Origin of the sequence: Mycolicibacterium palauense, assembly GCF_002592005.1 — a bacterium.
In the GTDB taxonomy this organism is placed as follows: Bacteria; Actinomycetota; Actinomycetes; order Mycobacteriales; family Mycobacteriaceae; genus Mycobacterium; species Mycobacterium palauense.
Window position 1 is genome coordinate 1 of the sequence record NZ_NVQF01000128.1, and the last position, 10909, is coordinate 10909.

Annotated in this window: 10 protein-coding genes and 2 riboswitches; of the genes, 6 read left to right on the top strand and 4 right to left on the bottom strand. The window is 71.7% G+C overall.

The features are described from left to right. Positions 1 to 121: 121 nt before the first annotated feature. Positions 122 to 1423, bottom strand: a complete 1302-nt coding sequence (mshA, locus tag CSR00_RS27960; protein ID WP_099025639.1) for a D-inositol-3-phosphate glycosyltransferase — start codon at positions 1421 to 1423, stop codon at positions 122 to 124. 91 nt (positions 1424 to 1514) lie between these two features. On the opposite strand from mshA, the gene CSR00_RS27965 reads away from it, so the two are divergent. Further along, positions 1515 to 2282, top strand: coding sequence for an SDR family oxidoreductase (locus CSR00_RS27965; RefSeq protein WP_099025640.1), 768 nt, complete (start codon positions 1515 to 1517; stop codon positions 2280 to 2282). Here the strand turns inward: CSR00_RS27965 and CSR00_RS27970 are convergent. Together CSR00_RS27970 and CSR00_RS27975 are read right to left on the bottom strand one after the other, a co-directional pair. Next, positions 2260 to 3621 carry a L,D-transpeptidase gene (locus CSR00_RS27970; RefSeq protein WP_245906673.1) on the bottom strand — a complete coding sequence of 454 codons (1362 nt, stop codon included), beginning with the start codon at positions 3619 to 3621 and terminating at the stop codon, positions 2260 to 2262. The genes CSR00_RS27965 and CSR00_RS27970 overlap by 23 nt on opposite strands. 124 nt (positions 3622 to 3745) lie before the next feature. Further along, entirely contained in the window at positions 3746 to 4822 is a 1077-nt protein-coding gene (locus tag CSR00_RS27975; protein WP_099025641.1) for a UDP-N-acetylmuramate dehydrogenase, read from the bottom strand. Between the two features lie 26 nt (positions 4823 to 4848). Between CSR00_RS27975 and CSR00_RS27980 the strand changes: the two genes are divergently transcribed. From CSR00_RS27980 to CSR00_RS27990, 3 genes are read left to right on the top strand one after another with little or no spacing between them, the layout of a single operon-like run. Then, positions 4849 to 5358, top strand: coding sequence for a DUF2505 domain-containing protein (locus tag CSR00_RS27980; protein ID WP_099025642.1), 510 nt, complete (start codon positions 4849 to 4851; stop codon positions 5356 to 5358). After that, complete coding sequence (locus tag CSR00_RS27985) at positions 5355 to 5870, top strand: DUF2505 domain-containing protein (protein ID WP_099025643.1); 516 nt, start codon at positions 5355 to 5357, stop codon at positions 5868 to 5870. The genes CSR00_RS27980 and CSR00_RS27985 overlap by 4 nt, the downstream gene beginning before the upstream one ends. 20 nt (positions 5871 to 5890) lie before the next feature. Beyond that, positions 5891 to 6676, top strand: coding sequence for a class I SAM-dependent methyltransferase (locus CSR00_RS27990; RefSeq protein ID WP_099025644.1), 786 nt, complete (start codon positions 5891 to 5893; stop codon positions 6674 to 6676). On the opposite strand, the gene CSR00_RS27995 is transcribed toward CSR00_RS27990, so the two are convergent. Then, complete coding sequence (locus tag CSR00_RS27995) at positions 6669 to 8198, bottom strand: high affinity choline transporter 1 (RefSeq protein WP_099025645.1); 1530 nt, start codon at positions 8196 to 8198, stop codon at positions 6669 to 6671. The two genes, CSR00_RS27990 and CSR00_RS27995, sit on opposite strands and share 8 nt — an antisense overlap. Positions 8199 to 8221: 23 nt before the next feature. Beyond that, positions 8222 to 8341, bottom strand: a riboswitch (guanidine-I (ykkC/yxkD leader). Between the two features lie 134 nt (positions 8342 to 8475). Next, positions 8476 to 8541: riboswitch (guanidine-III (ykkC-III) riboswitch) on the top strand. A 10-nt stretch (positions 8542 to 8551) separates the two neighbouring features. On the opposite strand from CSR00_RS27995, the gene CSR00_RS28000 reads away from it, so the two are divergent. Together CSR00_RS28000 and CSR00_RS28005 are read left to right on the top strand one after the other, a co-directional pair. Beyond that, a complete protein-coding gene (locus CSR00_RS28000; protein ID WP_099025646.1) occupies positions 8552 to 9715 on the top strand; it encodes an agmatinase family protein in 1164 nt (387 codons plus the stop codon). Positions 9716 to 9780: 65 nt separating this feature from the next. Next, positions 9781 to 10608, top strand: coding sequence for a carbon-nitrogen hydrolase family protein (locus CSR00_RS28005; RefSeq protein WP_099025647.1), 828 nt, complete (start codon positions 9781 to 9783; stop codon positions 10606 to 10608). Positions 10609 to 10909: the final 301 nt, after the last annotated feature.

The window sequence follows — 10909 nt, forward strand, 5'->3', positions numbered from 1 at the left end:
CCCGCGCCTGGATACGCGTCATCTACCGCTGCTGGCACGATCAACGGCCCTACGACCCCAATCTCCACGGTGGAACGCAAAGACTGCTGCCAAAAACAGCCTGAGGTTGACTCAGGAAGTGTCATGCGCGCACGCTCCGCCGGGCCCGCCACCGCCGTCCGGGCCTCCGGGCCGACGCGTCCCGGCCCACCGGGCGGCCGTGGGTGGCGCCGTAGTCGGCGATCGCGTGCCCGTAGGCATCGAGCAGCCCGTCCACCGTGTGGTCCCACGAGAAGGTGCGGGCATGGGTCACCGCGGCACTGCCCATCGCGGCCAGCTCCGCGCGGTCGCGCGTCAGGACCCCGTCGAGGGCGCCGGCCCACCGGGCGGGATCGTGGCCGTCGACCAGGACGCCGCTGACGCCGTCGCGCACGGCCACCGGAAGACCGCCGACGGCCGCCGCGACCACCGGGGTGCCACAGGCCTGCGCCTCGACGGCCACCAGGCCGAACGATTCGGAGTAGCTGGGTACCGCGACCAGGTCGGCGGCGCGGTACACCTCGACCAACTGGTCCCGGGACTGGGGAGGAAGGAACGTCACACGATCGGCGATACCCAGTTCGGTGGCCAGGCCAACCAACGCGTCCGGGGCGGCCAGCCCGCTGCCCGAGGGCCCGCCGGCGATCAGGACCCGCACCCCGGGCAGCCGGGCCGCCGCGCGCAGCAGCACGTCGGGCGCCTTGAGCGGCTGGATCCGGCCGACGAAGGCCACCGTCGGGGTCTGCGGGTCCAGGCCCAGCGCGGCGCGGGCCGCCAGCCTGTCGCCCGGGGTGAACGTCTGCAGGTCGACCCCGGGGTGCACGACGTCGATGCGGGCCGGGTCGGCGCGGTGCAGCGCCACCAGCTGCCGGGCCTCGTCCTCGGTGTTGACGATCAGCCGGTCGGCCTCGTCGACGACCTGCTGCTCGCCGACGGCGCGCAGCGGGGGCTCCGGGGAGTCGCCGTCGGCCAGCGCGGCGTTCTTGACCGCGGCCAGGGTGTGGGCGGTGTGCACCAGCGGTACCGCCCAGCGGTCCGAGGCCAGCCACCCGACCTGCCCCGACAGCCAGTAGTGCGAGTGCACGATGTCGTAGTGGCCCGGCTCGTGGGTGGCCTCGGCGCGCAGCACACCGGCGGTGAACGCACACAGCTGGGTGGGCAGGTCGTACTTGTCCAGCCCCTCGAACGGGCCCGCCACCACGTTGCGGACCAGCACCCCGGGCGCCACCGGCACCACCGGCGGGTCCGCCGAGGACGTGGCGCGGGTGAAGATCTCCACCTCCACGCCGCGGCGGGCCATGTGCAGCGCACTCTGCAGCACATAGACATTCATGCCGCCGGCGTCGCCGGTCCCCGGCTGGGCCAACGGCGATGTATGAACCGACAACACGGCGACACGCACCACCCCATACTGGCACCCGGCCGCCGGCGGGACACGTCTGCCCTCGTCGGATACGCCCGGCGGGCGCGCCGGCGCGGTCACTAGAGTTGGAGCGATGATGGCACCCGCATCACACCGCCGTGTCGCCCTGGTCACCGGCGCCAGTTCCGGAATCGGGGAGGCCACCGCACGCACGTTGGCCGGGCTGGGCTTCCATGTGGTGGCCGCCGCCCGGCGCGCCGACCGCATCGAGGCCCTCGCACGGGAGATCGACGGCACCGCCATCCCGGTCGACGTCACCTCCGACGAGGAGGTCGCCGCGCTGGCCGCCGAGTTGGAGCGGGTGCCCGGCAAATTGTCGGTGCTGGTCAACAACGCCGGCGGCGCCAAGGGCCTGGAACCGGTGGCCGAGGCCGACCTGGACCACTGGCGCTGGATGTGGGAGACCAACGTGCTGGGCACCCTGCGGGTGTGCCGGGCGCTGCTGCCCGCGCTGATCGATTCCGGTGACGGGCTGATCGTCACCGTCACCTCCATCGCGGCGTTCGAGACCTACGACGGGGGCGCCGGCTACACCGCGGCCAAGCACGCCCAGGGCGCGCTGCACCGCACCCTGCGCGGGGAACTGCTGGGAAAGCCGGTGCGGCTCACCGAGATCGCGCCCGGAGCGGTGGAGACGGAGTTCTCGCTGGTGCGCTTCGACGGCGACGAGAAGCGCGCCGACGCGGTGTACACCGGCATCACCCCGCTGGTGGCCGCCGACGTGGCCGAGGTGATCGGCTTCGTGGCCACCCGGCCGTCGCACGTCGACCTGGATCAGATCGTCATGCGCCCGCGCGACCAGGCGCCACACGGACGGTTCAACCGCCGCCCGCCCTCGTGACCTCCGGCGCCGCGTCCGGAGCTGCGGTGTCGGCCGGGGCCGGAGGCGCCGAGGTGGTGGGCGTGCCCGACAGGGTGGGGGCGTCGGTCGGGGTCGCCGGGGCGGTGCTGGGCAGCGTGGAGGCCGACTCGTCGGTCAGCGCCGACATGGACTTCCACTCGTCCCAGTCGACCGCCCAGTCCCAGATGTCACCGTCGGCGTAGGACAGTTCGATCGAGGTGCCGGTGACCTCCACCGGGTCGCCGTAGACCGCCGAGTGGAAGTACTGCTCGGCGTCCGAAGTGGACAGGTTGATGCAGCCGTTGGTCACGTTGGTGTTGCCCTGCGCGCCCGAGCTGGCCGGGTTGGCGTGGATGAACTCGCCGTTGTTGGAGATCCGCACCGCCCAGCGTTCGTGGACGTTGCTGTAGCCGGCCGCCGGGTTGGACATGTAGAAGTCCTCGTACTTCTCGGTGACCACGTGGATGCCGCTGCGGGTGATGTTGCGGGGCAGGTCACCCTCGCCGTAGCTGCACGGGAAGTCCATGATGACGCCCTCGTCGGTGACCACCTGGATGCGGTGGCTGGAGGCCTCGGCCTTGACCACCTGACGGCGGCCGATGGTGAAGTCCAGCGTGGAGTCCGCGGCGCCGTAGCTGCCGTCGCCGAAGGGCACCCCGTACAGCCGCGCGTCGACGTGCACCGTGGTGCCGGCCGGGAAGTAGTCGCGGGTGCGCCAGTGCACCCGCGACCCGCCGACCTCGTCGGGCAACCAGGCCCAGCTGCCCTCGACCGGCGGGTCGGTGGTGACCGTCAGGGCCTTCTCCACGGCGGCCTTGCCGCTGATCGAGGCGTCGAACTGCAGGATGACCGGCGCGGCCACCCCGACGGTCTGCCCGTCCGCGAGCTGGAACTGCCCGTTGACCGTGACGTTGGGGGCGATCGTGGTGAAGCTGCCGGTCACCGGCACGCTCGTGCCGTCGTGGCCCACCACCGAACCGCCCCACGTGTAGGTGGAGTCGTAGCCCAGCGGTTCGGAGGTGGTGAACTCGGTGCGGTCGCGGTTCAGGGTCCCGGCCACCGGTTTGCCCTCGGGGTTGGTCAGGCCCACCCGCTGGAACCAGCCGTCGCTGACCCGTACCCGCACCGGCGCGGTGGGTACGACGTCGTCGGCCGAGGCCGACGGGGTGAAGGTCAGGCTGGGCGCGACCGGTTTCGCCGGGTCGGCGCCCTGTTCGCCGGGTCTGCCGGCACAGGCCGCCAGCACCCCCGGGGCCAGCGCACCCAGCGCCAACGCACCCAACGCCCGGCGCCGGCTGATCCGGCCCGGTGCAGTGCGGTCATCGCGGTGCACGCTCACGTAGAGCCAGGGTACGGAGCGGATTTCCGGCGCGCTAAATCCTGATAGTCAGATCACAGGGGCGTGTCCGGTACGCCGGCGCCCCGGAGCGGACAGCGCCCCCACAGCAGAACCCACAGGACCCTCACAGGGTCAGCCCCACCAGCACCGGCTCGGGCACCAGTTCGATCCCGAACGCCGTCCGCACCCCGTCGCGCACCCGCCGGGCCAGCGCCACGATGTCGTCGCTGCCGGCACCGCCCCGGTTGGTCAGGGCCAGGGCGTGCTTGGTCGACAACCGTGCGGCGGCCCCGGGGCCGGGGAAGCCCTTGCCGAAGCCGGCGCGCTCGACCAGCCACCCCGCGGCCAGCTTCACCCCGCCGTCGGCCGGGTAGCCGGGCACGGTCTCCCCCGCGCCCCCCATCAGTGACCGCAGCCGCTCGAAGTCGGCCGCCGGGACCACCGGGTTGGTGAAGAACGAGCCCACGCTCCAGGTGTCGTGGTCGGTGGCGTCGAGCACCATGCCCTTGCCCCGGCGCAGCCCCAGCACCGCCTCGCGCACACGGATGGGGTCGGCGCGGTCGCCGGGGGCGGCACCCAGCGCGGCGGTGAGCTCGCCGTAGCGCAGCGGGGCCGAGGCCCCCGTGGCGTCGAGGGCGAACTCGACCTCCAGGACGATCAGCCGACCGGCGTCGGGACCGTGTTTGAGCCGGCTGGTCCGGTATCCGAACGCCAGCGCGTCGGCGGCCAGCCAGCGCACCTCGCCGCTGCGCCGGTCCAGGATGCGCGCCCGGGTGAGGGTGTCGGCCACCTCGGCCCCGTAGGCTCCGACGTTCTGCACCGGGGTGGCCCCCGCCGACCCGGGGATGCCCGACAGGCACTCCAGCCCGCCCAGTCCGGCGTCGATCGCCGCGCGCACCACGTCGTCCCACACCGCGCCGGCCTCGGCCCGGACCACGGCCCCGTTCACCTCGATGGCGGGGCTGGCCAGCCGTACCACCGTCAGCTCGGTCAGGGTGTCGCCGACCACCACGTTGGACCCGCCGCCGAGCACCAGCGGCCGTTCCCCGGCGCCGTCGATGTCGCCGAGCGCCGCGACGATCTGGTCGGTGCTGGTACAGGTGACCAGCCGGCGCACGACGGGCCCCACCCGCAGGGTCGTCAACGGCGCCAGCGGGACCGATTCGGTCACCGCCGCACCCGCGTACAGCGAACCGGCCACGGGCGGTAACGGTAGCCTGGCCTGCTATGCCGCGTTCATTCGACATGTCCGCCGACTACGGCTGCGGAGTCGATGCGGTGTTGCGTGCGTTCGGCGACGAGCAGTACTGGTTGGCCCGGCTGGCCGACTCCGGGGCCGACACCGCCAGCCTGGACGGCCTGCAGGTCGGCGCCGACGGCACGGTCACCGTGTCGACCACCCAGGTGCTGCACAGCGACCGGCTGCCCGGGCTGGTGGCGCAGTTCCACCGCGGGGATCTCGAGATCCACCGCCGGGAGCGCTGGGACCCGGTGCGCGACGGGCGCGCCGAGGCCACCGTGGACGGCGAGATCCCCGGCGCGCCGGTGGCGCTGACGGGCACCGCGGTGCTCACGCCGCGCGGCAGCGGCTCGCACCTGACCTTCCGGGCCGATGTCGAGGTCCGAATCCCGTTGGTGGGTGGGAAGATCGAGACGTTCATCGGGGGTCAGCTCGTCGAGCTGCTGACCGCCGAACAGCGGTTCACCAATTCCTGGCTGCAGGAGAACCCGGTATGAGCCGGCGCCTGGACTACACCGTCGACTTCGCCGCACCGGCCGAGAAGATCCATCAGGACTTCACCAGCCGGCAGTACTGGGACACCCTGATGGACGCCTACGGCTGGCTGATCCCGCTCTCGAAGGTCGACCGCTTCACCTGCGACGAGGACGGAACCACCATCGTGGTGCGGCAGAACCTGCCGCGCGACTACCTGCCGACGGTGGCACGGTCGGTGATGCCGGTGGACATGATCATCACCCGCGAGCAGCACTTCGCCCCGTTCGATCAGACGGCGGGGACGGCCACGGGCGGTTTCCGCGCGACGGTGCCCGGCGGGCCCGGGTACTTTCGCGGCCACTACCTGCTCGCCGACACCCCCACCGGCAGCCGGCTGCGGCTGTCGACCACCTGCAAGGTGCGCATCCCGTTCGTCGGCGGGGTGCTCGAACAGCTGATCCTGTCGCACATTCCGCTGCTGTTCGACGCCGAGGAGGCGTTCACCGCGGACTGGATCACCAAGCACCACTAGACACCGCCGGCCGCCACCCGATGCCCAAGCCGCTTGGCGCGATCACGCGCGGCACCACCGGCCACAACCGGTTGCGCCGCTGCGACCGGTGGCTGGTGCATTCCCCGGCGGTGCGCGCGGCGCTGACCGCGGCCGCCGATCCGCTGGTGGTCGACCTGGGCTACGGCGCGCTGCCGGTGACGACGCTGGAGCTGGCCGGCCGGCTGCGCGCGGTACGTGCCGACATCCGGGTGACCGGACTGGAGATCGACCCCGACCGGGTGCGCGCCGCGCAACCGTTTCACACCGACACGGTGACCTTCGCCCGCGGCGGCTTCGAACTGGCCGGGTTGCGCCCGGTGCTCGTGCGGGCGTTCAACGTGTTGCGCCAGTATCCGGTCGAGCAGGTGCCCGCGGCGTGGGCGACGATGCAGGCCGCCCTGGCACCGGGCGGGCTGCTCGTCGACGGCACCTGCGACGAGCTGGGCCGGCGCTGCGCGTGGGTGCTGCTGGACGCCACCGGCCCGCTGACCCTGACGCTGGCATGCGACCCCGCCCGCATCGAACGGCCCTCCGACCTGGCCGAGCGGCTGCCGAAGGTGCTCATCCACCACAACGTGCCCGGTCAGCGGATCCACACACTGCTGCGGGAGGCCGACCGCGCCTGGGCCGCCAGCGCGGCCCAGCAGGTGTTCGGCCCGCGCGCACGCTGGCGGGCGATGCTGACCGAACTGGGCCGCCAGGGGGTGCCGGTGGCGCCGCAGCGCCGCCACCGCCGCGACGGGGTGCTCACCGTGGCCTGGGCGACGGTGGCTCCGGTCAGCTAGCCGCCACCGGGGCGGCCGGCGCGGATTCGGTCTCCTCCTCGACGGCCTCCATGGCCTCGTCGAGGTCGGCGGCCACCTGGATGTCCAGGCCGCGTAGCGGGGCCGCCGGTGTGGCCAGCGCGACCACCAGGTAGGCGACCAGGGACGCACCGAACGCGATGAAGGTGGGCCATCCGTCGAACGAGGCGTCCACCACGCTGTTCTGCACGTAGAAGATGGTGTTGTCGACTCCGTAGATCGTCGGCGTCATCGCGAACAGCACCAGCCGCACCGCCAGGCCCACCACGATGGCGGCCATCGCGGCGGCGTCGGTGCCGCGCCGCCAGACCAGCCCCAGGATGAACGGCACGATCAGGCAGGCCAGCAGCAGGTCGAAGGCCAGGGTGAGCAGGATCCCGGTCTCCTTGACGTAGATGGCGAAGACGATCGCGACGATCGTCATCGGGATCATCATCAGCCGGGTGGCTCGCAGCAGCGGGTCGGACTTGCCCGCGATGTGCACCCGGCGCACGCCGCCCAGGTTGCGCACCGCGACCGCGGCGTTGGCCAGGATCGCGCCGTTGGCGGTGCTCATCGACGCTCCGACGATCCCGCACAGCACCAGGACGGTCAGCGCCACCGGGGCGAACCGGTCCAGCAGCACGAACAACACCGGGCCGTCGACCTGCTCCGGCAGGATGCTGGTCGACGCCAGGGCGACCAGGGCGAACGGCACGCCGATCGCGACGGCGCCGCCGGCGGCGACGAAGCAGGACCGGCGGGCGGTCTCGGGGCTGCGGGCCGCGAAGATGCGCTGCATGAAGTCGATGGCGACGATGTCGCCGATGCCCAGGGCGATCAGGGTGGCCCAGTTGACCGTGGCGCCCTGCGCCGGGTCGCCGAGCTGGCCCAGGTCGAACGGCCCCATCCCCTCGGGGATGGTCAGCCCGTAGGCGACGATCACCCAGATCAGGGTCGCGATCGCGCCCACCAGGATCAGGCTCATCTGCACGATCGCGGTGTAGGCGTCGGCGATCATGCCGCCGGCGCCGGTGTAGGCGACCACGATCACCGCGATCGCGATCACGCCCACCCAGTAGGGGATACCGAGGAAGTAGTTGAACAGGTATCCCCCGGCCACCAGGTTGCCGGCCACCAGGATGCAGAACGCGACGATGAGCATGATCGACGCGCTGATCTCGGCGGGCCGGCCGAACCGCAGCCGGAAGTAGTCCGGCAACGTGGTCAGGCCCATCCGGTTCATCGGCTTGGCGAAGAAGATGCCGGTCAGCACCAGGCACAGCGCCAGCCCCAGCGGCAGGCACGCCCCGGCCCAGAAGCCGAATTGGGCCGCCAGGTCGGTGTTGCCCAGCGTGGCGTTGGTGTCGACGGCCTGGCCCATCAGGGCCGCGCCGACCAGCGGCACCGGCAACATGCGGCCGGCCACCAGGAAATTCGAACTGTCGCCACCGACCCGGCGCGCGGCCAGGAAACCGATGAACACGACAACGGCGATGCTGATCGCCACACCCAGCAGGATCACGGGAGCTCCCTACACGAGATGGAGTCTCCCGGGCTTTTGTCCCGCCGTGGAACGCCGGGCCACGGTGCCCGGACGCCTGCGTCTCTCGGACCAGACCCGGCCCGAAGAACGATCGGGCCGGCGGAACCCTAGACGCGCCTCACAGCAGCAGTGTGAGTCTTCTCTAGAAGAACCCAGCCCCGTTACGCCGACGGATGCTCTGCGTTAACGGTCTATTTCATCTGCGCCGGCGGCGCCAGCGGTGGACAGGGCAACCGAACCCGGCAAACAATGTCGGTTAGGAGCCGCAGTGGGTTCCCCGGACGAGGTGCGTCGTACCCGGTCAGCGACAAGACGGCGCGTGAGGAGCACTTGTGTCCGAGTATCCAGGGTCGGATCGGCCAGACCCCACGCTGCCCAACGCCGAGGGCGCCTGGGCCCAGCAGGCCGAGGCCAGACTCGGCGACCGCCGGTTGCGCGAGGAGATCGACCGCGGCCTGAGTCACGGCCTGGAAGCGGCGCCCACCATCAACGACCGCACCATCTCGACCTTCGTGCGCGGGGAGAAGCCGCACTTCGCCGGGGAGCGCGGAACGTTCCTGAAGTGCCCGTTCGTCGAGGACGTCAACCAGGTCGACGACGCCGAGGTGGCCATCTTCGGGGTGCCACTGGACGCGGGTGCCACCTACCGTCCGGGCACCCGGTTCGGCCCGCAGGGCATCCGCCGCTCGACCAATCTGTTCGGCACCTACAACTACGAGTCGGGTGTGGACCTGCGCGAGCAGCTCAACATGGTCGACATCGGCGACGTGTTCACCATTCCGGGCAACCTGGAGAAGTCGTTCGACCAGATCAGCCAGGCGATGGCGCACGTGGTGAGCAAGGGTGTCATGCCGATCGTGCTGGGCGGTGACCATTCGATCGGCTTTCCCACCATCCGGGGCATGGCGCCCTACATGGACGGCAACATCGGGATCATCCACTTCGACCGCCACGTCGACACCCAGGAGACCGACCTCGACGAGCGGATGCACACCACCCCCTGGTTCCACGCCACCAACATCAAGAACGCGCCCGCGACCAACCTGGTGCAGATCGGCATCGGCGGCTGGCAGAGCCCGCGGGAGGGCGTCAAGGTCGGCCGGGAGCGCAAGTCCACGGTGATCACCGTCGGCGACGTCGAACGCGTCGGAATCGAGAAGGTCGCCGAGATCGCCCTGGAGACCGCCTGGAAGGACGCCAAGGCGGTGTACCTGTCGTTCGACATCGACGTCATCGACGCCGGCTTCGTACCGGGTACCGGCTGGCCGGAGCCGGGCGGGCTGCTCCCCCGCGAGGCACTGAACCTGGTCAAGATGATTTCCGAGCCCGGCCTGGCCGGCATCGAGGTCGTCGAGTGCTCGCCGCCGTACGACTGGGCCGAACAGACCGCGCTGATGAGCTCGCGGGTGATCCTGGACAGCCTGGCCGCGCAGGTCCGCGTCGGGAAGCTGGGCAAGAAGTCCGCCTCGCTGCCCCGGCCCGCCTGGGGGCCGTGACGGCCACGACCGATCCGAGGGTCGGGCCGGATGCCCGGGCACCGGCCGCTCACTAGGCTGGTGGCATGCGGATAGCCCTGGCCCAGATCGCCAGCGGCGCCGAGCCGTCCGACAACCTGCGGCTGGTGGACGACTACACCCGCCGCGCCGCGGACGCCGGCGCCGCCCTGGTGGTGTTCCCCGAGGCCACCATGCGCCGGTTCGGCCTGCCGCTGGCGCCGATCGCAGAGCCCGTCGACGGCCCCTGGGCCGGCGCGGTCCGTGAGATCGCCGCGGCCCACCGGATCGTCGTGGTGGCGGGCATGTTCTGTCCGTCCGGCGACGGGCGCGTGACCAACACCCTGATCGCGGTGGGCCCGGATACCGACGCCCGCTACGACAAGATCTATCTCTACGACGCCTACAACTTCACCGAATCCCGACACGTCGCGCCCGGCCGCGACCCGGTCACCGTCACCGTCGACGGTGTCGAGGTCGGGTTGACGACGTGCTACGACATCCGCTTCCCGGAGCTCTACGTCGAGCTGGCGCGCCGCGGCGCACGGCTGACGGTCGTCAGCGCGTCGTGGGGTTCCGGCCCGGGCAAGCTCGACCAGTGGACGCTGCTGGCCCGGGCGCGGGCGCTGGACTCCGCGGGCTACCTGCTGGCCGCCGATCAGGCCTACCCGGGTGCGGAGATCGCCAAGTCCGGGCCCACCGGTGTGGGCGGCAGCCTGGTGGCCTCGCCCTACGGGGAGGTGCTGGCCGCCGCGGGCGCCGATCCGGAGCTGCTGATCTGCGATATCGACGTCGAGGCCGTGGAGGCGGCCCGCGAGACGCTGGGCGTGCTGCGCAACCGTCCCGGGCACGCCTCAGGGCCGGCTCAGGTCGATAAGGCAGAATCGCGCGGGTGACGAATCCGCCACAGGGCCCCGAAGGACAAGGCGATCCGTCGGCGTGGGCCCGGCCTGCCCAGCCGACCGAGCCGCCCACGCAGTACATTCCTCAACCCGGCCAGCCTCAACCCGGCCAGCCTCAACCCGGCCAGCCCCAGCCCGGCCAGCCCCAGCCCGACCAGCCCATGGCACCGCCCACGGGCTGGGGCGGCCGGGCTGGGGCTGGCCGGGTTGAGGCTGGCCCTGGATCGTATACACAGCTCCGAGCCCACGATACCGAGGCTGATCACGCATCGCCGTCTCGCCTGCAAAGAAATAA

Coding starts and splice junctions, on each gene's coding strand:
- CSR00_RS27965 (WP_099025640.1), top strand. CDS start 1,515: ATGATGGCACCCGCATCACACCGCCGTGTCGCCCTGGTCACCGGCGCC.
- CSR00_RS27980 (WP_099025642.1), top strand. CDS start 4,849: ATGCCGCGTTCATTCGACATGTCCGCCGACTACGGCTGCGGAGTCGAT.
- CSR00_RS27985 (WP_099025643.1), top strand. CDS start 5,355: ATGAGCCGGCGCCTGGACTACACCGTCGACTTCGCCGCACCGGCCGAG.
- CSR00_RS27990 (WP_099025644.1), top strand. CDS start 5,891: ATGCCCAAGCCGCTTGGCGCGATCACGCGCGGCACCACCGGCCACAAC.
- CSR00_RS28005 (WP_099025647.1), top strand. CDS start 9,781: ATGCGGATAGCCCTGGCCCAGATCGCCAGCGGCGCCGAGCCGTCCGAC.